The following is a 22,572-nucleotide window of genomic DNA, read 5'->3' as shown; positions in this document are numbered from 1 at the left end:
ACCCTGGGGTAAAGCCGGTCATCGTGACCGGCTTTTTGCGTTGTGTCTCTTGAAATAAAAAGGCCCATCTTGGCGAACCTTGTGATTTGATTTTTTTACTACGAAAAAAAAATTACAAAGGCCAAGAATGGACCTTCATCATTTGATCAACAGCTTATTAGGTCTGCAAGATTTAAATATTACCAACGCGGAGCTTTCAGAGGACTTTGTGTCTTGTCGGCTTTCGGCAGAGTTACCGTGGTCCCGCGCCTGCTGCGCGGACTGCGAGCATCCCTTATTGGAATTCCATCAATGGAGCTATCGAGACCTTAAAGTACCCCCTCTGGGGCTCTTTAAGGACGTCGTTATTCATTTACGATATCCACGAGGACTTTGTCCCGTATGCAATAAAATCCAACGCTCTAAGGTTTCAGGGATCCATTCAAAATTCAAAGGCCATAGCTGCAGCTTTGTCGAAACCGCGGGTCGACTCATGGAAGAAACCACCTGTGCTGCTGCGGCCCGGACCTTGAGTTCAGATCCAAAGACTTTATGGCAAATGGATCAGTGGCGTATGCGAGAAATGCAAAAGAATTTAGATGTAAACAGGTTTACAAAAGATCTTGATGTTTCTCGTATGAGTGCTGACGAGGTGCACTTTAAGACTGAAACTGAAACCAAAAGAGAGCACCCTTTTGCACCACGATGGACCGTAAAGTTCGTAACAAACTTAGTGTGTACGAAGGCTGCAAAGGTGATTGCTAACGCTGCTGGTAGGGATGCTATGGCCTTAGCAACGTGTTTAAAAACTCTATCAAGACCCCAGCGATTATCAGTGGAGTTTTTTTCAATAGACATGAACCCTGGCTACTTCCAAGCCGTGAGTAAACTCTGTCCCAATGCAGAGATTGCGATTGATCGATTCCACTTGGTTCAGAGCATGAACGAATACTTTGAAAAAGTCAGAAAAGAAGAGTTTCAAAAGGCAAAAAAGAACAAAAAAGAGTTCGAAGAAATCATGTTGTCACCATCGAGAAGGTTCATGTTTTTAGAGCGAGATGCTGTTTTATCTATCGAGGAGAATAATATGCTAGGAAAGTTAAAAGTGTTAAATACGAATATTTCAAACGCAATGATTATCGTTGAGTATTTCCATAAGGTTTTAGAAGAAAAAGGTGTCCACGGGTTTAGATCACGCTTGGCAAAATGGTATGGGTTGGTTCGAGATTCGAAGTTGCTGCCACTTCGGAAGTTTGCACTGCAAGTTCGCAAGTACCGGATCAATATCGAAGCCTATATACGATCAAATTTAACGACTGCAATCAGTGAAGGACTTAACAATAAAATCAGAGTTCTAAAGGCCATGGCCTACAGCTATCAGAATGAGGAATCGTTTATGCTAAAGATCCTTCAGAGGTGTGGATTTCTCAATTCGAGACACATGGATACCCGGCGTCTATTCAAATATAGCAGCCTGGCATGAAACCTACCCACAGAAGAAACCCGAGAGGCTCGGCTTCCTAGGGACATTTTAGGTCACCAGGCTTAAAGCTAACAGGTAGGGCTTAGATAAAAGTGAACTGGGCTCGGTATAATGTCTGCATTGAATGGTCTTCTGATGGATGTCAGAAGGCCTTTGTATTTTTTAAAGATAGTTCTAGCAGCTTCTATAGTTTTGGTAGGCTTTATAGGAGCTATATATTTGGACTATTCAAATCAGAAGGAAGTTGCCAGTTCTTGGATTAAGAGTTGGAACGAAGAGATCGCTGTCGGTCAGCTAAATCCGGAGTCTTCGAAGTATTCAAACAAGATAATGGAATTATTAAGGCAGCAAGTTCCGATAATTCAGAGTTGGAAGTTTTCCGAGACGCCGGCGGAATCGTCAGTCCTACCGGCATCGACGTGTTATTTAAATCAGTCCTTCTTTGTTTCGTATCTTGGGCTTCCCGCAGGGCAGATTCAGTTTTGTTATTCTATCAGGCGAGTTGTCATTCAAGGGCTTCAGTCAAAATATGCTTTGATCGTTGGATTTTTATTAGCACTTTCCTTTTTCGCTTACGGACTATTACGATCCCGATATCAACTACAAACTCAAAAAATTCAGCAAGAGGCCGAGGTTCAAACACGAATCGCTCAGGTCGCGCGACAAGTCGCTCATGATATACGGGGGCCTTTGATGGGGCTCAAGACTTTAGAAAGGCACAGTGCTTTTTTGCCGGCCTCCGAAAGAGAGCTTTTACAGGTTACCGTGCAACGAGTGCATGCGATTGCCGAAGATCTACTAGAGTATTCCCGACGCCAGCGTCAAAATTCTGTCCCGAATATTAGCGAGGCCGAAGAAAATTTGGGTCATGTTCTTGATGAAATAAAGAAAACACATTTGTTGTTTTTGAAAAGTGAAGCAGCGGAATCTTCTGAAATTAGTCCAAAAACTAATATTCAAATTGATCTTCAAATTGACAGCCGACTTCAAGATGTTCGGAATTTGGATAGGCGGCTTCCGATGAAAGCTTTGGCGATGTCTAGAATGCTATCTAATTTTATTCAGAATTCATTAGATGCCTTTGGGGCACGCAAGGCCGTCGATCAGACAGATTTAGCTGAATTTGTAGCAGTTAGTGTCCGTCTTTATAATGATAGTTTTGTAGTTGTTGTACAAGACAACGGTCCCGGCATACCTGAACATATTCTTTCAAAACTAACCCAAGAAGAACTTACTTTTGGTAAAGAAAAGGGGAATGGGTTAGCGCTTTACTCGGCAGCTGAAATCTTGCGGGGGCTGGGAGGCGACCTAAAGTTGCGCTCGGTGCAAAATCAAGGCACTCAGGTCGAAGTGATCATTCCCTTGTCGAAGTAAACTTGCAGCTACTGAGGCGCGAGGGCTTTTTCTAGTAGATTTTGATATTCGGACTTTTTTTCTTTTAGTGAATTGTCCTTAATCTGTTTTTTTATTTGCAGTGATTCTTTAGGAAGTAGGGCTAAGATAGCTACAGCGTTCAGACGGGAACTTAAGTACTCTGAGTTTTTGCGGGTAGGGATAGTCACTTTGTTATTGCCGCAATTCCATGAAAGTTTATTTTGAAGCAATTCGATTTTAGATTCGCAGGCTCTATTTTGAACTTCTACGTTATTTAAGTCCGAAACATCAAAGGGCGTAAATGGCTGTGGTCTAGTTCGTATTTCTACGTTCGAGTAGTTATTCTTTTCGTTCGAACTGCGCGAAAGGCGAATTTCAGAAAAGAAAACGTTGCCTTGAGTGTCGACATTTTTAATTAGAATAAGATTTGTAGACAAGGTTCGATGGGTCCATACCCACAAGGGCTTTGTTCGCAAATCTTGTTCGGCTTGGGCTCCGCGCTCAAGATGTCGTTGATAAAGTTGAGTGTATAACTCTGGGCTAAGATACTTATCAAATTGAGGGTTCCATTTATTCGATATAAGAAACTCCGCAAAGCTAATACCGAAATTGTCCTCGTTCATCTGAATCTGTGGTGCTGCAAAATTTTTTGAATTTGAGTCAGGGAAAAAAGAAAATATTTTCTTATATTCATAAAAAAACAAATATAGAAATGCCGCAAATAAAAGGATAGTCAACCAAGTCAGTTTAGTTTTCATTTTTGAGCATAAACTTCTTATCCAGACCCCAAGCTTGAACATTGGACAGAGGGTTGACTGGGGCTGGAATAATGTAATTGTTAAGGGCTTTGGATTTAAAATCTGCTTTTGGGCTCGGGACCTTTAGGTTGGAGTCGGTGTTAGTTTCGGTAGAGTAATTTGTTTTAGCCCACTCAAATAGACGGATTTTTACCTGCAGCTGTTCATTCTGATCTTTGAGTCTAGAGATTTCGGCTTCGTCAGAATAAAGAAGGTTGGCGATGGTAAATCCTAAACAGGCCCCGACGGCTGCGCCGAGCGCTGTTTGTTGAGATCGATCTTCGCCAGCAGGGGACCTGTGATTGAAGGCCATGGCGCCGATCATTGAGCTGCTTGCCGCCATTGTCCAGCGTTTCTGCTGGGAGTTAGCACACCCAGCAATTAAAATAAAGCAGCTGCATAGAAGCCTAAAGAAGAGCCTATTCATCGCAGGCAAGCTTACTCACCTTTTTCGTATTTATTTTTTTGGGCTTTGAGTTCAGCTTTGCAGATTGCCACTTTTTCTTCGTATTCATCTTGGCGTTTATTTAGTGCCGATTTGTATTCTTTAAATCGAGCCAGGCGATCTTTCAAAAATTCTTCACTGACTCCGACGAGTTTATCTTTTTCGTCGAGGCCAATTTTAAATTCGTCTTCCTTGTCAGTCACTCGGTCCATGGGTTCGGTCCATTTCAGTTTACCATCTCCGCCATTTTTGGGGTCTGCCATTTGAAGGCGGCAGTCGCGGAGGACGCCGTATAGTCCTAGGCTGCCATATTTGCGATTTCCATAAACACGGTCCTCTAGGCTATAAACGTCATTTTGCAATGAACGTAGTTCTTCGTTCATTAGAACCTTTTTTTGAACGACCATATTGCCATCTTTGTTAATTCCCAAAGTTGTATCGCCGCTGACTTCTTGACGTTTTTCGATTTCTGTTTCGATTTTTTCGGCTTTGTGTTTGCTTGCACAAGAGGCAATGATTGTGACCAAGGCCGGTATAAACACTAGAAGTTTGATATTTTTAAAAGACACAAAAAAGCTCCTTCTGCGAAACCTAGAATTGTTTAAACAATATGATTTCATAGAAGGAGCCATGTGCAACCTATGTTGCGATGTGTACTATTATGCTATTTCAGACGTGAAATAATAGCGTCTGTAAAGCTGATAGTATTGCCTTTGCCTCCAAGGTCAGCAGTGCGGGCATTGACGTCGTTAAGTGTATCGATCAGAGCTTTCATAATGGCATCAGCTTTCGCCTTTTCACCAATGTGTTCCAGCATCATAACTGCTGATTGAAGAAGTGCCGTCGGATTGGCCTTGTTTTGGCCTGCGATATCAGGAGCAGAGCCGTGAACCGCTTCAAAAATGGCCGCTTTTTCCCCGATGTTTGCGCCAGGAACCACGCCTAAGCCGCCGACTAAACCAGCGCATAGGTCCGATAAAATGTCTCCATAAAGATTTTGGGTGACGATAATCTCGAACTGTTGAGGTTTCGTCACAAGTTGCATGCAGGCGTTGTCAACGATAACATCTTTTGTTTCGATGTCGGGATATTGGGCCGCGATTTCCTGACCAACTTTCAAGAATAGTCCGTCAGACATCTTCATGATATTGGCTTTGTGAACAATCGCTACTTTTTTCTTGCCGGTTTTCTTGGCTAACTCAAAAGCGTAACGAATAATTCTTTCCGAGCCCTTGCGAGTGATGCGTTTGATTGATTCTGCTGTATTGTCGTCAACCATACGTTCGATACCAGCGTATAAGTCTTCCGTATTTTCGCGAACGATAGTCAGATCTACGTTTGAGCAAACGCAGGGTACATTCGGCAAGGTTCGTACAGGACGCACATTCGAGTAAAGATCAAACTTTTGACGAAGAGAAACGTTGATCGACTTATGGCCACCGCCAATAGGGGTTGTCGTTGGGCCTTTGATGGCTAATTTATTTTTTTCGATAGAAGCAAGTGTCGCTTCTGGAAGGAGTGAACCATGTTTGCTCAGGGCCATCTCGCCAGCATCAAATTCTTCATAATCAAACGGGGCATTAACGTGTTTTAAAACACGAATGACTTGGGTCATAATTTCGGGGCCGATGCCATCTCCGGGGATGACTGTAAGCTTCATCATCTGAGTTCTCCTGAATAGTCGTGAGTTATAGATGGATCGGGGTTTAACATATTTTTTCGCGCGAAGGGAGCCCTTGGCTTTTTTTTAGCCGGGCCGAGGTGGGAATGTGAGGAAGTTTTGGGTGGCTCCGAAAAGAAGAAAGCGATCGCTTTCATTGGGGCCGGTGTGTTGTGTGGTCTCTTTTTGAGACACTCACCAACCTATAAAGCAAAGGCCTTGCCAAGGGCAAATGGAGTCAACTTGGCTCCATTTTCAGACGCCGCAGCCTTCTGTACTGTCAAAGATTCGAACATGTGATCAGCCCATTGGGCAAGTTTTGGGGTAAGCTCGGATTTTACCAAAACGAATAATATGTATAGTTATCAACACCTTAAGCGTTATTTCCGTTTGGCTTCGGGTTTGTATTATCGATAGGCAGGAGACTGCTAGATGTTGAAACTGCTTGTGAGCCTAATTATGGTGAGTGCCGTATTCGGATTGTCGGCTTGCGCGAAGAAATCTCAGGAAGACTGTGGCTTCGTGCAAAACGTCTACGGGGAGCGTATCTCGTGGAAGGGTGATTTGCCTGTGGTGATGCAAGTTCACGAGTCCGTGCCCTCTGAATTTATTCCTGCAATTCAGGCGGCGGCCAATCGTTGGAATGCTGTGGCGGGTCGCCAAGTTATCTCGATTCGTGCGGGTGTGGCTCGAGGCCCTGTGGCTCCTCAGAAAGATTCCGGAAATATCATCTATTATATGACTTCTTGGGAGTCGAACAAAGCCTCGGAGCAGGCTCGAACCAGCATTTATTGGATTGGGGATCAAATTAAAGAGGCTGACATTAGAGTTAATGCTTCGCAATTTCGTTTCTACTGGAACGGTGGAGGCGGCGGCGTCAATTTTGAAGCTCTTTTAATCCATGAAATGGGCCATGTCTTGGGCTTAAAGCACAAAGACAGCGATGGCTCGGTGATGGCGACCTATTTAGCTAATAATACGGATCGTGTTTATTTAGCCCAAACGGATCAAAGTTCTTTGCAGTGTGAGTACTAGATTTATACACAGCAGTGAAAATTATCCATTTAAGGTTTTTTAAGTTGAGAAATGAAGACCGGATTCGCTAGCCTTAATTCTTGCGTACTCGGTAGATGACAAAGGAGTCAATATGAGAACTACGGATTCAAAAAATCAAGCGATCGAAACGACTGAATCTGTTGAAGCTTCGAAGTCCACCGAGTTCTCTTCAGAGTTTAAAACAGAGTGGTCCCAGGCAACTTACCATGAGATGGCAGATGTTCCTGTTGTTCAAATGGATGCTCTTAGCCAGCTTCATGCGAACCTAGCGCTTGTCGAGGACATGCAGGCTCGCTTGGCTTTCATGATGCGAGAAATTCGTTATCAAATGAAGTTCTAAGCTTCGCGATCGTAAGATTTAAGCTTTGGAATTCTATAAGTGACCCAGTCGCCCTGGCGTTCGCGGGTCATGCCCTCGGAAATTATCGGCTGTTTAAATTTAAACTCTTCGCGGAAGGACTGATAAGAGTTCGTGCTGAGTCTTTTATCGTCACCTTCAAAGTCGTCTTTAAAAGAACGTTGGCCTGAAACAGTGACCTTATCTTTTTGAACAACAACTTTCACAATATCTTTTTCATGCTCGGGAATATAGGCTCTTAGGACATAGAAGTCTGAATTTTCTCTCATAAAAGACCCTCGATCCTCAAGCTTATAGAAGGGGTCCTCTTGGCGGTTAGAGTACTGGTCTGACTCTTTGATAAATTCACGGCGTAGATTCGCAAGCTCTTTCAGCATGCGTTCATTTTGAATGCTTAGCGATTCCTGGTTTTGGGTCTCTCTTTTTTGGTAGGTGGACTCGTGTTTAGAGCGCTGGTCATCTAGATTTTTTTCCCAGGCTTCTTTGTTGTGGGCCAGGCGATTTGAATATGTTTTATTTAATTCTTCGTCGCGTTTGTTCCAGTTTTCTTGATTTTTTTGGTACTGCTTCTTTTGATCCGAATTCAGACGCTCTAAGGATTTTTCATTCTGTTCTTTTTCGTGGGCAATCTGACGGTCTCCGTACTCTCGGGTTTTTTCGTAGTCTTTCTTGAAGTTCTCGCGCAAACGCGACTGTGATGCGCGGCCTTTTTCTAACTCGCGATTCAAAGTTTTTTCGTTGTCCTCACGAACTTCTCCAACTCGTTGTTGAGTATAAGAATTGTATTTTTCCAAATCGGCTCGGTAGCGGTCTTTAGCGCGCTGAAGCTCTTCCTGGCTTTGTGTGCGAAGTTTTTCAATTTTTTTACCGGTGGTGTTCGTATACGTTTCGATTTGTCCTTTGCCGTCTTCACGAAGTTTATCTAATTGCTCTTGGCGACGGTTGCGAATGTCATTGGCAGCTTTTCGATAGCGCTCTTCCATCACTTGAAGATTTTCCGATTGCTTTTGGTTCATTCTATTTTTTTCTGCAACGGCGGCCTCGTTGTCTTCGCGCAGATTTTTTTGCAGGTGGCTGATCGCCGCATCGCCTTGATCTTGGATGCGCTCTTTTTGTTGATCGTAGGAATACTCAAGGTCTTCAAGTTCGCTTTCTTTTTTACGAACTAGCTCTTTTCTTTTCTGCTGATAGTCGGCATAAAGATCTGACAACTCGTTTTTATATTCCTGTTTTTTGTTATTAGAAATACCCGCCATGCTTTTATTGTATCAGGACGAGACGTCGGCGGTGAAAAAAAACAAGGAATCTGGCCCATGGGCTGATTCCTTGTTTGAGGATCGAAGTAGTAGATCTTGCGGGGATTTTAAGCGGCTTTTCCCAAGACAATGGTCTCGAGTTCATTGGCCGCATCTTTCATAGCTGCCGCCTGAGTCGAGATCTCCGTAGAGGTCGCAGCGATCTCTTCGGACGAGGCTGCGTTGTTTTGAGTTGTCTGGTCTAGATTGTTCATGGCAACACTGATCTGCTTAATACCGGAAGCTTGTTCGGTGCTGGCGGCTGCGATCTCTTCGTTGATGTCAGAAACTTTTTTAACGGCATCGACAATTTTAGTTAAAACATCACTGGATTCAGCGGCAATTTTACTTCCTTGTTGTACTTGCTCTGCGGATTCACGGATAAGTGACGAGATATCTTTAGCCGCTGTTCCCGCTCGTTGCGCCAGAGTTCTAACAGCATCAGCAACAACCGCAAATCCTTTACCGTGTTCACCGGCGCGAGCCGCTTCCACCGAAGCGTTAAGGGCCAGTAAATTGGTTTGGAAGGCAATATCGTCGATGACGTTTGTGATTTCTTCAATACGTTTTGACGAAGAAGAAATACCATTCATGGCTTCTAGAAGTTTTTTAATTTCTAATTCCCCCTGGGCGGCCACTTCTCGGGATGTACTAGAAAGCCCTGCAGCAGAACGGGCATTGTCCGAGTTTAGATTCACCATGGAAGTCAGTTCTTCTAAAGAGGCTACAGTTTCCTCAAGAGATGCCGCAGAAGAGGTCGAGGATTGAGACAGAGTCTGGCCTGCGGCCGACATTTGCGAAAGGGCATCATTTAGTTGTGAACTGGATTCAGAAAGTGTGCGCACAACAGACCCTACGGTTGAGCTGACCTTATGGGCAATGGTTAAGATGCCGCCAAAGGTGAGAAGGAACGAAAATCCTATCAGGAATGAGATAATGGTCGTTGTCTGTGACCGGAGTTGTTTTTGATGGATATTTTGTTTTGAGGTTATATCTTCATAAAGGAGAAGATTACTTTCAACAGATTTTCTTAGGTCCGTAACAATGATATGCCATTCACCACCATCTACCTGTTCTTTGACGAGGTCATCTTTATCGTCTTTGAGGTTTTTAATTACTTCATCTGATAGCTTGTAAAAAAGCTCTTTATTTTTTGAAAACTTTTGCCAGGTTAGCAATTCTTCATCGGTAAATGATGTGGATTCGTAGAATTTAATCGCGTCTTTTAGCTCTGTTAGTTGCTTTTCGGCTTTTTCGATAACTTTTGTCCGGACTTCTGGCTTGTCGTGCAGGGCCATGGCTTGCCAGATATAGTAATTCATCCCATTTCGGCTAGCGAGGATCTTGCCTAGAGAATCAAAAGTTGGGATTGTAACATCATATGCTTCATGAAGCTGCATTCCGATATTATTCAGACCTTTTAGTGCAAAGTAAGAAACTGCGGAAATAGCAAACAGTGGAATAAATGCGGCAATTAATAGCTTGAACTTAATTCCCTTACCCCAACCTTCAGACCAACGCATCGACATACCTTATCCTTTTATAAAAAGTTGCGACAAATGTTATAAACAAATCGCCCTACACAGATCGGAGACTTCCTATCATCTCTTGAGCAGGTTTGCTTTGATGTAATTTATACGAATTGCCCGGAAATAAATGTTACCGAAGCTGCCTCAAAACGAGATCCAGATTTTCGTCCCCAAGCTCATTGCCCGTTAAATAGTGTTACCGAACAGGCTAGCCTTAAGTCCTTAGAATCACAGGGAGGTGATTTGGTGCAAGGGTCTAGTAAGTGGGACTATGTCCGAGTTATGAGCGAACGTTACCAGAATGCGTGTCGCAAGGAGAAGCGTCTCATTTTGGATGAGCTGGAGAAAAATTTAAAAGTTCACAGAAAAAGTGCCGTGAGGGCCTTGAATTATGTAAAAAATAAAAAGCCCAAAGAGTCTCGAGGTCGCCGTCGTATTTACGACGATTTCGTGATCCAGCATTTAAAGAAGTTGTGGCTGGAGATGGGGCTGCTCTGTTCGCGCAGAATGAAGAAAGCCCTGCCCCGTTGGATCGTTCATTACGAGGCTCCAGAAGTGACCAAGCACTTATTGCTGCAGATGAGTAAAACAACCATAGATGTTTATCTGCGGCCCTACAAAGCACAATACCGCCGCCACTGGAATAGCGGCACGAAAGCCGGCAAGTACATCAAAACAATGATCCCGTTAAAGCCCCTGGACTACAACGTAAGATCCGTGGGCCATGTCGAGGCCGACACGGTTCACCACTGTGGTGGAAGCTTAAGTGGAGCTTATGCGATTACGCTAACCGTGACGGATGTACTGAGCAGTTGGACGGAGTGCCGTGCTATGTGGGGCAAGTCTTCGTTCGGGGTTACGACTTGCATGGTGGACATTGAAAGAAGTTTACCGTTTAAGCTACACACGATCTGTACGGACAATGGGAATGAGTTTTTAAACCATCAGTTCCTCCGTTACCTGCAAGACCGCGAAGAGAAGGTCGCTCTTAAGCGAGGTCGTCCCTACCGCAAGAATGATCAGTGTTACGTTGAGCAAAAGAACTTCACCCATGTCAGGGAGCTTTTTGGTTGGGATCGTTTAGACAAAAAAGATCTGATCGAAGTGATGAACGACATTTACCGCAACGAATGGTCGTTACTACAAAATCTTTTTTATCCGCAGATGAAGTTGGAATACAAAACTCGAGTGGGGGCAAAGTACAAGAAGAAATACTCGGAACCACAGACACCTTTAGAAAGAATCCTAGCTTCACCAAACGTCTCCCCAGACTGCAAAGAGAAGCTAAGAAAGCTTGAACAAACTTTAAATCCGTTCGAACTCAAAAAAAGCATAGAAACTAAACTAAAGATCATCAACAAACTTCTTCAAAAAACCGAAGAAGATCCAGAAGGAATACCAGCATGACACACAAACCCACAGACAAGTCCTTCGGTAACACTTATTTATCGGTCAATACGTATAATGTCCATGGTCGGGTTGATTTAAAGCTGGAACGTCTTGGAATGAAGCAAAATAGACGCGCACGATGAATGAATGTCTATTTTATTATTACAAAAAAATCAGTGAAGACTGGATTTGGCAGCGCGCACGGTGTTTTCGACAATATGGAAATAGGCGCGAATGACCATATTGTAGGTGTCCTTATCAAGTCCGTTAAGGAAACTAAGCTTTTCAAAGTAGGTTTTTTTGGCAATGAGCTCGGTCATCACATCTTGGACCTGCTTCATCTTGTCGACATTTTGAAAATCAGCATCATCACTGCCTTCTTTTAAGGCACTTGCGATGGCGTTGTTGTCGAATAAGACATGCACTCCCATCGTCGAATGAGCTAAAAGGGCTTCCATGCGCTCTAGACTTTTCTCTTCAAGATTGGCCAAACCTGCCTCCTTGCGAGGTTCAATTGTTAATTTGATGCTGATCAATAGTTTAAATTCTTGCAAGACAAAAAAAGGTTGGATGAAGCTGCTTGTCATGATTCATAATAGGAATGACATACTGATTGGATAAAAAATGGCAAAAAAAGTAAGTAGTTCGAAGTCCCGAGGAATAAAAAAGAAATCCGCCGATGAAAAAGAGCTGATTGTTATAGACGAAAAGGGTGGGCTGATCTTTGAGTCCGAGAAGGCACTGTTTGGATACTTTAACCCCTTTATTTTGCAGCTCGAGTCCGAGTATGTGGCTTTGCGCAGTGAGGCAGACTTTACGGACGACGAGCAGATTGAATTAGAACATTATTTGGAAGTCACTTTGGATGAGCCCGACGAGGTCTATCAAGATACGACAACATTGAAAGAGTTCCCCATCTATCATTTCATCCGGAAAGTTGAAGATGGTGGTGAAGTATTTAGATATGTTGCTACCGCGGTTTTAAATCAGGAAGAAGAAATTCCCACTTTCGTATTTATTCATTTTCCGACTAAGGATCCTCAACTAGCTGCGAAGTATCAGCGTGGAGAGCGCGTCTACGATAAGCAAGTCGAAGCGGCCTTGAATGGATCTTTAGACGGCGATGCAATTGCCGAGGGGGATCCGGTCGCCGTGGGATTGTATTTGAGTATGATGAAAATTCGCAGCGAAAAAGATATTCAAGAAACCGAGTTTAAAAATTTCATCGAATTGCGTGAGCAGACTATCGAAGAACCTGATGAAATTTGGAAAAAGACTGATATCAGTGGAAATATTCTTGTGACTTTTGTTCGTGAGTTTAATGACTACGAGGGAAGCGATTTATGGTATCTTGTTGTCACCCAAGAGGACGAGAGTGCTGCAGTTCACGCCTTGCTATACTCTTTCCCAACCCGGGATAAGAGTTTGGTAGATCGTTATCGACAGGGAGAAAATTTGCAGGCTGAAGAAGTTTCACAAGAGTCTTCGCATTAATAAAATATAAAAGCGAGGTGGGGGCACCTCGCTTTTTTTATTCCAGATTTGAACTTTTAGAAGCAGTATCCGTTTGCTAAAGTTTGGTAGTGAGCCGCCGACCAGTTTTGTCCAAGCATTGACTTCATTGGGTGCAGATTGCGAAGAATATTGGCTCTGTTGCTGCCATCGGATTCTTTGGCATAAGTTGCAGGGTCCGCAGCGAATACCGGGATTAAAAGATCTGCTTGATCTACCGGTTGGTTGGCAGAGTCATAAATAACGACTTTGATGACGTCAAACTCTGCATAAGGGTCACGAATATCTACTACGAATTGAAGTTGATTTAAAACATCGGCCACTGTTGAAAGTTTTAATGAAGAGGCCGCTGTTGCCAATTTGCTCCAGCTCATCGCATTCATATAGTCAGTTGCTGAAAAGCCATTGTTTGTGATAGCGCGAAACTGAAGGGGTGTTGAATCTAGGTAAGTTTGACCATTGCTGTTGGCTTTCCAGCGAAACATCTGAATGTAGTTTCCGCTAGTTTTGAATGACTCAGGCAAAGTTAATTTTGCTTTTACAAAATCAAATCGAGTCACTTGGTTGTTCTCGGTCCAAGCTTTGACCTGTGCTGAGAAAGTACTTCCTGATTTTTTGTTGCAATAAGCCCACGCTTTTGTAGTGTTCGTATTTACAACTTCGGTTACTTGAGCACGACTGGCCATATCTTCTGTATTTGTTTTTCCCGCACATGCAGTCATTAAAAGAAATCCTGCAAGGATTGGAAGTTGGAGAAGTAGTTTGGTTTGTTTTTTAGAAGTTAAAGTGTTCATCGTGCCCCCTGTTGCTTTGACTATAGAGCAAGCGCGATGCCATATTTCATTCCGAGGCAGTTGATTTAGTTCTTGAATTTCAAATACTTAAATAATTTAAAGGTGTTTTCTTCTGAAACAGTGGTGTTTCAGCTTAAGAAAGGATCCCAAAAGCGCCGCATTCGGGAAGACCCTGTTAATTTTCTGACATTATATTTTAACTTTATTGGTTGAAGCGGTTGGCCGCCTTAACGTGTCCCTCATTGAGAATCGCCTCGATTGCGTCGAGTCCTTTATTTAAAAAGTCGGGCATCTGTTTAAGTTCGTCATTCGAAAACTTACCTAAAACATAATCGGCCACAGGGTACTGTGGGTTGTCTGGGCGCCCAACCCCTAACTTCAGGCGTAGGTAGTGATTGCTGCCTAGAAGTTGTGTGATGCTTTTAATGCCGTTGTGTCCGCCATGTCCGCGATTTTGGTGAATTTTCATTTTTGCAAAGGCTTGATCAATATCATCTTGAATCACGATGATTCGTTCTGGAGGCACTTTATAGTAACCAGCCAGAGGTTGTACGCTTTCACCAGATAGATTCATATAAGTTTGGGGCTTTACGGTAATAACTTGATGTTCGCCTATTTTAAACTTTGATATTTCGGCTTTAAATTGGTTTTGAACCGGAGGCTCACCGACACTTCGTAAAAGAAAGTCTACCGCCATAAATCCGATATTATGGCGAGTTAAAGAGTATTGAGATCCAGGGTTGCCAAGTCCGACGATGAGCCACATAAAATGCCTTTATTTTTTCTACTATGGTACTGTAATAATGCTTTTTACAAAGGTATGCAAGTAATCCGCATACATATGGAAATAGCCAAGTTCGCCAACTTTATCGCCCCAGCTGTTTTTAATCTTTATTTTAATCAGCTCTCCACTAAATGGGTCCTTTTCGTAGCCGACAATTTGTACTGCGTGCCCACCGTCCGCCATCTTAAAGTCATTGCGGCGATTTTGAGGCAATGGAAGAAGTTTAAACGGAATATTGAAGGCTTTGATAGACATGATCCCTGTGGCCTTATCTGCTAGCTCATGTTTATGTTCATAGGAAAGAAAGACGTTTTTGCCCTGATCAATTTGATTCATGATCAGATCATCCATGGTTTTACGATCCACAGAGTAAACATCGTAAGTCGTATTTTCTACGCTTAACTTGAATTTGTCTTTTGCGCGATGATCGACTTCGTATTGTGTGATTTTTTGTTTTAGCTCTGGAAAATAAGCCTCGGCAAAAGTTTGTGATGTATAGGTTTTATCTTCAAAAACAAATTCTTTATCGTTTTTGCCGAACATTTCGTCAAAGTAGGTTCCCAGTTCGACGATTCTTTTTTGGCGCATTCTTTCTTTTTTTGCTGGATCTGAAATTTTTTGTAGTTCTAACTGAACACGGGCTACGAAATTGCGAATCATCGCCTGCGCTCTCGCACTTGGAACTCCAAGTTTAAAGTCTGCACTGATTTGAAATGCAGATTCAGGACGCAAACCGTAGCGGCGAATCATTTTTATCGATTGAATGGGGCTTGCTCCAAGTCCAAGTCCAGTATCTTGGGTTGTTCGTCCAAGAGCCTCTACCGAGACGGCAAAAAAATGCATGTAGGATAGGTAATCACTCGAGATGTGAATTTCCTTGCCTGTCCTACGGAAATAGTTGGCTTCGAAGTGATTGCTCCATGAATACAGGTGGCACGTTCCTAAATTGCACTGGTTGGTCATACGGGTTTGAGGTATTTCGACCGAGTACTTTGACGTGTGATTAAATTCTGGACGGAGAGCCCCAAACGGCACTTCTTCAAAAAAGGCCGATGAGCATTTCGGGGCCGCAAATGTCTCATTATGAAACAATGTCGTAGCCATAACCAATACACTGAAGCTAAAGATTTTAAAATATTTCATCTTAAAATTCCCTCTCGTATCCCTTAGTACAAAGCAAGGGGTGTGCCTGTTATCATCCAGCTTTCAATTGGTTTTCGGAGGCATTTCAATTGGGTTCTGCAGTTTATAGTCTTTGCCAATGAATCTAAAAATTTTTAATTCTTCACTCAAAGTTCGCAATCACTTCGGGTAGGGGGAATTCATGAAAATCGATGACTTAAAGCTAAAGCGACGAGACTACTTAAAGGGCTCGATGGCCTTGTTAGGTGCTGCTTTTTTAAAATCTAAAAATGCGCAGGCTGTGACCACCGTCGGAATTGACGCCGCAGATCCTATTCAGAAGCTAGCGGCCACCGAGTATCAAAGCTTCGATTTCAATGGTGATAATACGGATAAGCCTCACGAAGGGTTATGGAACCCCGATGGAGTCGCCGCCAGAGCTGGCGGGTGGCCAACTCCAAGCGAAAAGCATTCGATAGTGATTGTTGGTGGCGGTTTATCAGGATTGTTAGCGGCATATAACCTTCAGGATCGTCGTCCATTGGTTCTAGAGCTTGATAAAAAAATGGGTGGCAATAGCAAGGGCGAAGAGCTTGCAGGGGTCGAGTACTCCATCGGAGCCGCCTATATCACGGTTCCGGACCAGGGTTCTTCAATAGAAACCTTTCTTGAGCAGACTGGTCTACTTAAATTGGCTAGGCATGAATCCAGCGAGGAAGTCACTTTTTTCATGAAAAAGCGCCTACAGACTGATTTTTTTTCTGGGGTCACAGATCCTTTAGCTCAGGATCAGTTTAAAAGACTAGATGTGATCTTGAAGCAAAACTACGAAGAAGCGTATCCTGATATTCCGTGGAGTTCTGAAAGTGCTCTTTCGGAAGAGCAGCTTCATGCGCTAGACTCTATAAGTTTTGAACAATGGTTAGAGCAGGTTTTGGGAAAGACAGTTCATCCCCATATTAAAGAATACTTCCAGTTGTACGCGTGGTCTTCGTTTACGGCATCGATTTCTGAGGTTTCCGCGGCTCAAATGTTAAATTTTGTTTTGTCAGAGATCGATGGAGTGCTCGCTTTTCCTGGGGGAAATGCTGCGATCACGCAAAGACTATATGAAATATTAAAAAAGAATATTGGTCGAAAAAATTTGCGAACTGAATGTTTGGTAATTCGTGTTCAATGCGTAGAGGATGGCGCAATTATCTACTATCAAGATGCTAATAATATCTTGAAGGCAGTGAAAGCCGATAAGGTCATTATGGCCTGTCAAAAGTTTGTTGCGCAAAGGGTTTGTGTCGATATGCCTCAAGAGCAGTATAAGGCCATCGAAGAAATGCAGTACCGAGGATATATTGTTGGCAATGCCATTTATGATCAAAAGATCTCTTCGCCGGGCTTTGATCTTTACTGTTATGAAGGAGAGTGCCCAGAAGAGCCTCGTGCTATGCGGCCGCCTCAACGAAATTTCACTGATATTGTGATGGGGCAATGGGCGCAAGAAGATTCTGGGAATATTTCGGTGGTCACAGCCTATCGGCCGTTGCCATTTGATGGGGCTCGGCAGTTTTTATTTTCTCCGATGGCACACCAAAAACATTTAGCAATTATTGAGCAAGGGATGGCCGAGTTTGAAACTCAAATAGGGCTTGATAAAAAAAGAAGAAAAGGAATTCGTATGACTCGTTGGGGCCATTCTTTACCTGTAGCCAGCGTGGGATTTATTGCAAGTGGCGCTTCTAAGGTCGTCAGTTCGCCAATTCAAGATAAAATCTTTTTTGCAAATCAAGACAACTGGGCAAATCCTGCTTTTGAATGCGCTTATGCAGCGGTCGAGGATGCTGTGGAAAAATTAAAAAGTGTTGAGAACGTAAATATTTAAATAATCCTTGACCGGATTCTGATCCTATACGATATCACATCCGCATCAGAGAAACACTAGGGGTGCTTGTCATTTGGCAGGCTGAGAAAAACCCTTTGAACCTGAAAGAGGTAATCCTCGCGCAGGGAAGCTGTTTTCATTGGCTGGTCTTTTCTAGATCGTCGCAATGACTGCTTCCCAATAAATAGTCGATAACTTGGACTTGAAATTAGGGAAGTGGAAATGAAATATTCTAAAGCTATTTTTGTTCGTCGTACTTATGCTTTTGTGGCTTTTACTGTAAGTATCTTGTTAGGTTCGCAGTTTGTTTGGGCTCGGTACGAGGAGGCGTATACAAAGTTACAGCCATTGGAAATTCGGGGGCAAGGTGCGCAAAATGAAGATCCCCAAGATGACTCAAACTCCTTCATAAGTCGCTCTTTGTTGGGGCCCAAGCAGTCTCGGAATTATAGTGATTCCTTATTGGTTCAAAAGGGCGTATCAGAATTGGCCGACCTAAAGAAGATCGATGCGGCCCTGAATGACGCTTATAATGCCGGGGGATATACAGAAAATTTTTCGATCCGAGGTGTTTTGTTAGACAGCAGAACTAATTATTTTAGAAATGGACTGCCGATCGTCGCAGACACTCATTTACCAATTGAAAATAAAGAGCAGGTACAAATCCTTCGTGGCGCGAATGCGGCCCTGAGCGGGGCCGGCTCACCATCAGGAATTATAAATCTAGAAACCAAAAGAGCCTTCCCGGGACGGTCTAACCAAGTCCAATTGTTATTGAATACCTTTGATGTTGAACGGTCAGGCCAGGGACTTGTTCTTGATATCAATCGGCCGTTTGCGGAAAGCGAGAAACATTTTGCACGTTTCATTTTGTCGACTCATCAGTTGAATTCAGGATATCTTAATTCGCGGGGCGAAAAACATCTTTTAGGTTTTTCGACATTATCGAAGTTGGGCGAAGATGCTGCGTTAGAAGCCGAACTCGAAGCTTCTTATAAATCTCAACCCACTCAACCCGGATTTAGTATGTGGGGGGATCGTTTGCCTAGCCCTGGAGATCCCCAGGTAAATATCAACAATCAAAGCTGGAGTCAGCCCGTCTTATTCCGAAGCTTAATTGGAAGTCTTCGCTGGACTCAACTACTGAGCTCGGATTCTCAGTGGCAGTTCAGTCTGGGAAGGCAGGACGCCCGTACCGATGATCGGTTAACATATCCCTATGGTTGCAGTGCAGAGTCTAAGTATGATCGATATTGCAATGATGGCACATTTGATGTGTACGACTATCGAAGTGAGAACGAAAAGCTTTTTGTCGACTCGGCCCGAGCTCAGTGGAGTAAAGAAATTAAACCTCAGGGACAGCAATCGGGGACTACGGCTCGGTGGACTATAGGTGTTTTAGCATCTCGTTTGGTCGAGCGCTATCAATACCAGGCAAATAATTTGGTAGGAACGGGAAATAGCACTGGTCGTTTTTCACTACCCGCGAATCCAACCGCAAGTGACAATACCACCAATCGAGACTTTGCAAGTTCCGAAGTGTACTCAGCCTATCATCAATCCAGCAGAGACTATTCTTTTTGGCTTGGTCTAAAAGGAGTGGAGTTGCAAAGAAAAAGTCAAAGACTGGATGGCACTCGATTTATTTCGTATCGACAGAACTATTTGTTACCTTGGGTGGCCTTCCAGAAGCAGGTCGTCGGACTTGATTGGAGCTTGGCATATACCCAAGGAGTCGAAAGCTATGTGACTCCTAACAAGTCTGGATACGACAATCGAGGGCAAGTGCTTCCGGCGGCTCGAAGTCATCAGTACGAACTTGGTATGAAAACTCTTGAAAGACTGCCATTAGAGCTGACGTGGTTTTATTTAGATCGGCCGATGGTGACTGATCAGAGTCCTTCTTACGTCATTGATGGTAAACTAATCAGTCAAGGACTAGAGCTTGATAAAGAGTTCGAATTTTCAGGGGCGCAGTTGGTGTTGTCTGGTCTTTACGTTAGCTCTAGTCGTCATCAAGCACGAGTGGACTCAGGCGTGAATGGTAAAAAAGCCGTTAATGTTCCCGAGCAAGTCTTTAGAGCGGAGTATCGACGTAAAAATCTTGTAGTGGCTGATCTGGATTTAAATCTTTTGTTTATGAAGGACTCATCTCGATTTGTACTACCTGATAATTCAGTGCGAATTCCGGGCTGGGAGCGTGTCGATGTCATTTTAAAATATCATTTAAAGAAGAATTCCCAGAAAAGTATTCAAGCTCAGATTGAAAATATTTTTGATAAAAAAGCCTGGAGAGAATCCCCTTATCAGTACGGTCACGTCTACTTGTACCCATTGTCAGGGCGACAATTGATGATTCGCTATTTGGATTCGTTTTAAAGAAACACTTTCCTAACCAAAGCGTAATTGATCTGACCTATTTTTCAATTGCTACTGTCTGTATGGCCTTTTAGGCTTTACAGCAGGGGGTCATTTGGTGCCACGTTTTCTTTTGGTCGGAATATTTATTTTAGGAGGAGCCGCTCCGGCTTGGTCTCGGAAGTTATCTGCGGATGTGCGTGTCGATTACAAATCCTCGGACTATTCTAGTTCAGCCTCTGATGTTGGACGCGATAACTTAAAATATTATCTACAAATGGCGCGTCTGGATTATGTTGATAATTTAAGTCCAGCCGTCACTTTAAGAGTTCGTTGGCGCATTTCTGGAAAAAATCAAACCACGGTTAACAAGCGGGATTCGACGAATTCGAACTTAGATTTAGCTTACCTTTCGGTGAAGGCAAATTCGGATTGGACTTTACAAGCCGGAAAAATATTTTCTGATATCGGAGGTTTCGAAGGGGCAATTCCAGGGCATGACATCTATTACGTTTCCGAGGGGAACTCGGGGACTTCTTATTTAAATGCGGGAACCAGGCTTACTGGCGCAGATACGGATGTTTATTATACTGGGGCCAAAGCCATTTGGAGTGGAATGGATTCTTGGACTGTTGCTGTTCATAGCGCGAACTCCAACACGGCTGTCGGGCGCAATGCCGATTCACAATCGCCTGGAGATAAGACCGACGGAGGCTTTTTTGCTCAGACTCGGATGATGAGCGCTTTGGTTGTAAAGTCAGTAAAGCCTCAAGGCTGGAATACTTTGGTGTCGTATCACCTATCGCAGCCCGGAGCGGGGACAGAGAAGGCTGCCTATTCTGCAATCGGGATTCAGTGGAATTCACCCGAATGGATTTATCAAATGGATTTACTTTCAAATGATTATCAAAGTAAACCAAGCGCAGAGATCCTGAATGATCATCTTCGAACCTTAACACATTCCATACGTCGGGTTTGGAGCACTAGTTCGTTAATTCTACGGCAAAATTTTTCTGAAGAGTTAATTGCTGGGGTAAGCAGCAGTGACGTTAAGAATAGATACATAGGATATGGGGTGGCTTATGAATGTTTGTCATCACAGTTGCCGAATCTTAGATACCACCTTGCATTTCAGCTTCGAGAGATGGAACCTGAAAGTGGAGCTCGTCGACATTTAATTGATGTTATCGCAGGCTTTAAGCTAACTACTGATTTATTTCAAGGATTGTAGGTATGAAGATGCGCTGTAAGTTTTTTGTTTTTTTGGTGCTACAGCTAATATCTCGTTTGGGTTTAGCGAAGACTGTCGAGACTCCAGAGGCTTTTGTGACGGTTGTGGGTTCTGCGATGTCGGCCCCTTTTTTGTTGGACGTTGCCGATAAGGAAAAGACGGCTCGGGGCTTAAACAAAGACTATGTTGAAGCCTTGGCTCATCGGATGGGAATGGTTGCTGAAATCAAAGTGCTACCCAAATACCGAATCAAAGAGTACGCCGAGCACGGAAAGATCGACATGAATTGCTACACCAATCCGAAGTGGGCAGGACCTGAAATTGGAGAAGTCTTTTGGTCGAAGCCTTTATTTGTGGTCCGTGATTTATTGATCTCGAGGTCCCAGCCTGTCACTCGAATTCAAGAAGTCTATGGTAAGACCGTAGGGGTTGTATTTAGCTACAAATACCCCGGAGAGTTTGATGCGGCAGTTGATGCTGGACGGATAAAAAAAGATGAAAGCCCTAACGAACTATCTATTTTAACGAAGCTTGCAAATAAACGCATCGACTATGGAATTGTCCCTCATATGCAGTTGGCGTTCTACTTACGTGAAAATCGTCACGTAAAGATTAATACAAAGGGGTTCGTTTTGGTTGAAAATGAAATTCGTTGTTGGGTTCGTAAAAATGGGCCAGTGAAGTTGGAGCGATTAAATCGAGCGATCGACGAAATGAAAAAATCAGGTGAACTCGAGGCTATTTTTGACAGGTACAGATAAAAAAATCCCCATCTTAGGATGGGGATTTTTTTAGCTAAATTGGCGACTCTTTGTTTGAAAAAGAGATTACTTTTTAGCTGGAGCTTTTGCTGCTGGAGCTTTAGCCGCTGCTGCTGCTGGAGCTGCTGCCGCTGCAACTGGAGCTGCTGCTGGAGCTTCGTCTTCTTGAACAACGACACCGGCGATAGTTGCGCCTTCGTCAGTGATCAATTTGATTGAACCAGTTAGTTTCAAGTCAGAAGCGTGGATAGATTCACCAACGTTCAAACCAGAAATATCAACTGTGAAGAACTCAGGGATATCGGTTGGAAGAACTTCAACTTCTACTGAACGCATAACAACGTTCAATAGACCGCCTTCAGCAAGACCTACTGGGCGACCTTCAAGACGCACTTCTACAGAAACGCGTACTGGCTTCTTAAGATCCAAAGCGAAAAGGTCCACGTGTTGAGGACGGCGAGAAAGGGGGTGGATATCAACAGACTTGATCAAAGCCACTTGTCCGTTAGCATCTTTGTTTGAAGATTTAAGATTGAAAAGAGCGTTCTCGTAAGCGCGAGTGTTGTACTTCTTAACAGTGTTTTCATCGATGAAAACGTTTACTGGCTTGATAGCACCATAGATAACTGCTGGTACTTTTTTGTTAGTGCGAAGTTCACGGCTGTTGCCTTTACCTGTGTCGCGTGGCTCTACTGTAAGTTCGATTCTTTGTTTCATGTTTTTTATCCTTCTAGTCCGATAGAGGATTAAGTGCTCTTAGTGGGGCCCA

General features: G+C 43.4%; 21 protein-coding genes and 1 riboswitch. Of the genes, 10 read left to right on the top strand and 11 right to left on the bottom strand.

Annotated elements, in window-relative coordinates:
• Positions 1 to 127 precede the first annotated feature (127 nt).
• Together AC04MN_RS00900 and AC04MN_RS00895 are read left to right on the top strand one after the other, a co-directional pair.
• On the top strand, positions 128 to 1,462 hold the full coding sequence (locus AC04MN_RS00900; protein WP_475381169.1) for an ISL3 family transposase: 1,335 nt from the start codon (positions 128 to 130) through the stop codon (positions 1,460 to 1,462).
• 111 nt (positions 1,463 to 1,573) lie between these two features.
• The gene (locus AC04MN_RS00895) at positions 1,574 to 2,836 is read left to right on the top strand and encodes a sensor histidine kinase (RefSeq protein ID WP_475381300.1); all 1,263 of its coding nucleotides are present in this window, start codon (positions 1,574 to 1,576) and stop codon (positions 2,834 to 2,836) included.
• Between the two features lie 8 nt (positions 2,837 to 2,844).
• Here AC04MN_RS00895 and AC04MN_RS00890 read toward each other — a convergent pair whose 3' ends face one another.
• The 4 genes from AC04MN_RS00890 to AC04MN_RS00875 all read right to left on the bottom strand — a co-directional run bounded on the left by AC04MN_RS00890 (position 2,845) and on the right by AC04MN_RS00875 (position 5,741).
• Entirely contained in the window at positions 2,845 to 3,594 is a 750-nt protein-coding gene (locus AC04MN_RS00890; protein WP_475381299.1) for a hypothetical protein, read from the bottom strand.
• Positions 3,584 to 4,060: a hypothetical protein gene (locus AC04MN_RS00885; protein WP_475381298.1), complete on the bottom strand. Its 477-nt coding sequence runs from the start codon at positions 4,058 to 4,060 to the stop codon at positions 3,584 to 3,586. Before AC04MN_RS00885 ends, AC04MN_RS00890 begins: the two co-directional genes overlap by 11 nt.
• An 11-nt stretch (positions 4,061 to 4,071) precedes the next feature.
• Positions 4,072 to 4,647: a hypothetical protein gene (locus AC04MN_RS00880; protein ID WP_475381297.1), complete on the bottom strand. Its 576-nt coding sequence runs from the start codon at positions 4,645 to 4,647 to the stop codon at positions 4,072 to 4,074.
• 95 nt (positions 4,648 to 4,742) lie between these two features.
• Positions 4,743 to 5,741, bottom strand: coding sequence for an isocitrate/isopropylmalate dehydrogenase family protein (locus AC04MN_RS00875; protein WP_475381296.1), 999 nt, complete (start codon positions 5,739 to 5,741; stop codon positions 4,743 to 4,745).
• A gap of 429 nt (positions 5,742 to 6,170) precedes the next feature.
• Between AC04MN_RS00875 and AC04MN_RS00870 the strand changes: the two genes are divergently transcribed.
• Positions 6,171 to 6,773 (top strand): matrixin family metalloprotease, encoded by a 603-nt coding sequence (locus AC04MN_RS00870; RefSeq protein ID WP_475381295.1) that lies wholly within the window; start codon positions 6,171 to 6,173, stop codon positions 6,771 to 6,773.
• A gap of 112 nt (positions 6,774 to 6,885) precedes the next feature.
• The gene (locus tag AC04MN_RS00865) at positions 6,886 to 7,134 is read left to right on the top strand and encodes a hypothetical protein (RefSeq protein ID WP_475381294.1); all 249 of its coding nucleotides are present in this window, start codon (positions 6,886 to 6,888) and stop codon (positions 7,132 to 7,134) included.
• Here the strand turns inward: AC04MN_RS00865 and AC04MN_RS00860 are convergent.
• Both AC04MN_RS00860 and AC04MN_RS00855 read right to left on the bottom strand, forming a co-directional pair.
• Positions 7,131 to 8,408 (bottom strand): Hsp20/alpha crystallin family protein, encoded by a 1,278-nt coding sequence (locus AC04MN_RS00860; protein ID WP_475381293.1) that lies wholly within the window; start codon positions 8,406 to 8,408, stop codon positions 7,131 to 7,133. The genes AC04MN_RS00865 and AC04MN_RS00860 overlap by 4 nt on opposite strands.
• A 107-nt stretch (positions 8,409 to 8,515) precedes the next feature.
• The gene (locus tag AC04MN_RS00855) at positions 8,516 to 9,976 is read right to left on the bottom strand and encodes a HAMP domain-containing methyl-accepting chemotaxis protein (protein ID WP_475381292.1); all 1,461 of its coding nucleotides are present in this window, start codon (positions 9,974 to 9,976) and stop codon (positions 8,516 to 8,518) included.
• Positions 9,977 to 10,258: 282 nt separating this feature from the next.
• On the opposite strand from AC04MN_RS00855, the gene AC04MN_RS00850 reads away from it, so the two are divergent.
• Entirely contained in the window at positions 10,259 to 11,383 is a 1,125-nt protein-coding gene (locus AC04MN_RS00850; RefSeq protein ID WP_475381291.1) for a transposase, read from the top strand.
• A 155-nt stretch (positions 11,384 to 11,538) separates the two neighbouring features.
• On the opposite strand, the gene AC04MN_RS00845 is transcribed toward AC04MN_RS00850, so the two are convergent.
• Positions 11,539 to 11,856: a hypothetical protein gene (locus tag AC04MN_RS00845; RefSeq protein ID WP_475381290.1), complete on the bottom strand. Its 318-nt coding sequence runs from the start codon at positions 11,854 to 11,856 to the stop codon at positions 11,539 to 11,541.
• A gap of 133 nt (positions 11,857 to 11,989) precedes the next feature.
• Between AC04MN_RS00845 and AC04MN_RS00840 the strand changes: the two genes are divergently transcribed.
• A complete protein-coding gene (locus AC04MN_RS00840; protein WP_475381289.1) occupies positions 11,990 to 12,859 on the top strand; it encodes a PBECR2 nuclease fold domain-containing protein in 870 nt (289 codons plus the stop codon).
• Positions 12,860 to 12,915: 56 nt separating this feature from the next.
• Here the strand turns inward: AC04MN_RS00840 and AC04MN_RS00835 are convergent, their stop codons facing one another.
• The 3 genes from AC04MN_RS00835 to AC04MN_RS00825 form a co-directional block, all read right to left on the bottom strand.
• Positions 12,916 to 13,671, bottom strand: coding sequence for a hypothetical protein (locus tag AC04MN_RS00835; RefSeq protein ID WP_475381288.1), 756 nt, complete (start codon positions 13,669 to 13,671; stop codon positions 12,916 to 12,918).
• A gap of 202 nt (positions 13,672 to 13,873) precedes the next feature.
• Entirely contained in the window at positions 13,874 to 14,437 is a 564-nt protein-coding gene (pth, locus tag AC04MN_RS00830; protein WP_475381287.1) for an aminoacyl-tRNA hydrolase, read from the bottom strand.
• Positions 14,438 to 14,458: 21 nt separating this feature from the next.
• Positions 14,459 to 15,598 carry a C1 family peptidase gene (locus tag AC04MN_RS00825; protein ID WP_475381286.1) on the bottom strand — a complete coding sequence of 380 codons (1,140 nt, stop codon included), beginning with the start codon at positions 15,596 to 15,598 and terminating at the stop codon, positions 14,459 to 14,461.
• 181 nt (positions 15,599 to 15,779) lie between these two features.
• On the opposite strand from AC04MN_RS00825, the gene AC04MN_RS00820 reads away from it, so the two are divergent.
• The 4 genes from AC04MN_RS00820 to AC04MN_RS00805 all read left to right on the top strand — a co-directional run bounded on the left by AC04MN_RS00820 (position 15,780) and on the right by AC04MN_RS00805 (position 21,803).
• Positions 15,780 to 17,453: an FAD-dependent oxidoreductase gene (locus AC04MN_RS00820; protein ID WP_475381285.1), complete on the top strand. Its 1,674-nt coding sequence runs from the start codon at positions 15,780 to 15,782 to the stop codon at positions 17,451 to 17,453.
• A 48-nt stretch (positions 17,454 to 17,501) separates the two neighbouring features.
• Positions 17,502 to 17,599: riboswitch (TPP riboswitch) on the top strand.
• Positions 17,600 to 17,675: 76 nt separating this feature from the next.
• On the top strand, positions 17,676 to 19,832 hold the full coding sequence (locus tag AC04MN_RS00815) for a TonB-dependent siderophore receptor (protein ID WP_475381284.1): 2,157 nt from the start codon (positions 17,676 to 17,678) through the stop codon (positions 19,830 to 19,832).
• Between the two features lie 97 nt (positions 19,833 to 19,929).
• The gene (locus AC04MN_RS00810; protein ID WP_475381283.1) at positions 19,930 to 21,042 is read left to right on the top strand and encodes a hypothetical protein; all 1,113 of its coding nucleotides are present in this window, start codon (positions 19,930 to 19,932) and stop codon (positions 21,040 to 21,042) included.
• Positions 21,043 to 21,044: 2 nt separating this feature from the next.
• Complete coding sequence (locus tag AC04MN_RS00805; RefSeq protein WP_475381282.1) at positions 21,045 to 21,803, top strand: substrate-binding periplasmic protein; 759 nt, start codon at positions 21,045 to 21,047, stop codon at positions 21,801 to 21,803.
• Positions 21,804 to 21,869: 66 nt separating this feature from the next.
• On the opposite strand, the gene AC04MN_RS00800 is transcribed toward AC04MN_RS00805, so the two are convergent.
• Positions 21,870 to 22,520: a 50S ribosomal protein L25 gene (locus AC04MN_RS00800; protein WP_475381281.1), complete on the bottom strand. Its 651-nt coding sequence runs from the start codon at positions 22,518 to 22,520 to the stop codon at positions 21,870 to 21,872.
• Positions 22,521 to 22,572: the final 52 nt, after the last annotated feature.

This window comes from Bdellovibrio sp. ZFWA1, from assembly GCF_056175665.1.
The sequence above is the reverse complement of the archived record's forward strand: the minus strand, read 5'-3'. Positions and strand labels throughout refer to the sequence as shown.

Coding starts and splice junctions, on each gene's coding strand:
- AC04MN_RS00875 (WP_475381296.1), bottom strand. CDS start 5,741: ATGATGAAGCTTACAGTCATCCCCGGAGATGGCATCGGCCCCGAAATT.
- AC04MN_RS00885 (WP_475381298.1), bottom strand. CDS start 4,060: ATGAATAGGCTCTTCTTTAGGCTTCTATGCAGCTGCTTTATTTTAATT.
- AC04MN_RS00800 (WP_475381281.1), bottom strand. CDS start 22,520: ATGAAACAAAGAATCGAACTTACAGTAGAGCCACGCGACACAGGTAAA.
- AC04MN_RS00835 (WP_475381288.1), bottom strand. CDS start 13,671: ATGAACACTTTAACTTCTAAAAAACAAACCAAACTACTTCTCCAACTT.
- AC04MN_RS00840 (WP_475381289.1), top strand. CDS start 11,990: ATGGCAAAAAAAGTAAGTAGTTCGAAGTCCCGAGGAATAAAAAAGAAA.
- AC04MN_RS00900 (WP_475381169.1), top strand. CDS start 128: ATGGACCTTCATCATTTGATCAACAGCTTATTAGGTCTGCAAGATTTA.
- AC04MN_RS00865 (WP_475381294.1), top strand. CDS start 6,886: ATGAGAACTACGGATTCAAAAAATCAAGCGATCGAAACGACTGAATCT.
- AC04MN_RS00825 (WP_475381286.1), bottom strand. CDS start 15,598: ATGAAATATTTTAAAATCTTTAGCTTCAGTGTATTGGTTATGGCTACG.
- AC04MN_RS00855 (WP_475381292.1), bottom strand. CDS start 9,976: ATGTCGATGCGTTGGTCTGAAGGTTGGGGTAAGGGAATTAAGTTCAAG.
- AC04MN_RS00870 (WP_475381295.1), top strand. CDS start 6,171: ATGTTGAAACTGCTTGTGAGCCTAATTATGGTGAGTGCCGTATTCGGA.
- AC04MN_RS00895 (WP_475381300.1), top strand. CDS start 1,574: ATGTCTGCATTGAATGGTCTTCTGATGGATGTCAGAAGGCCTTTGTAT.
- AC04MN_RS00850 (WP_475381291.1), top strand. CDS start 10,259: ATGAGCGAACGTTACCAGAATGCGTGTCGCAAGGAGAAGCGTCTCATT.
- AC04MN_RS00815 (WP_475381284.1), top strand. CDS start 17,676: ATGAAATATTCTAAAGCTATTTTTGTTCGTCGTACTTATGCTTTTGTG.
- pth (WP_475381287.1), bottom strand. CDS start 14,437: ATGTGGCTCATCGTCGGACTTGGCAACCCTGGATCTCAATACTCTTTA.
- AC04MN_RS00890 (WP_475381299.1), bottom strand. CDS start 3,594: ATGAAAACTAAACTGACTTGGTTGACTATCCTTTTATTTGCGGCATTT.
- AC04MN_RS00860 (WP_475381293.1), bottom strand. CDS start 8,408: ATGGCGGGTATTTCTAATAACAAAAAACAGGAATATAAAAACGAGTTG.
- AC04MN_RS00805 (WP_475381282.1), top strand. CDS start 21,045: ATGAAGATGCGCTGTAAGTTTTTTGTTTTTTTGGTGCTACAGCTAATA.
- AC04MN_RS00820 (WP_475381285.1), top strand. CDS start 15,780: ATGAAAATCGATGACTTAAAGCTAAAGCGACGAGACTACTTAAAGGGC.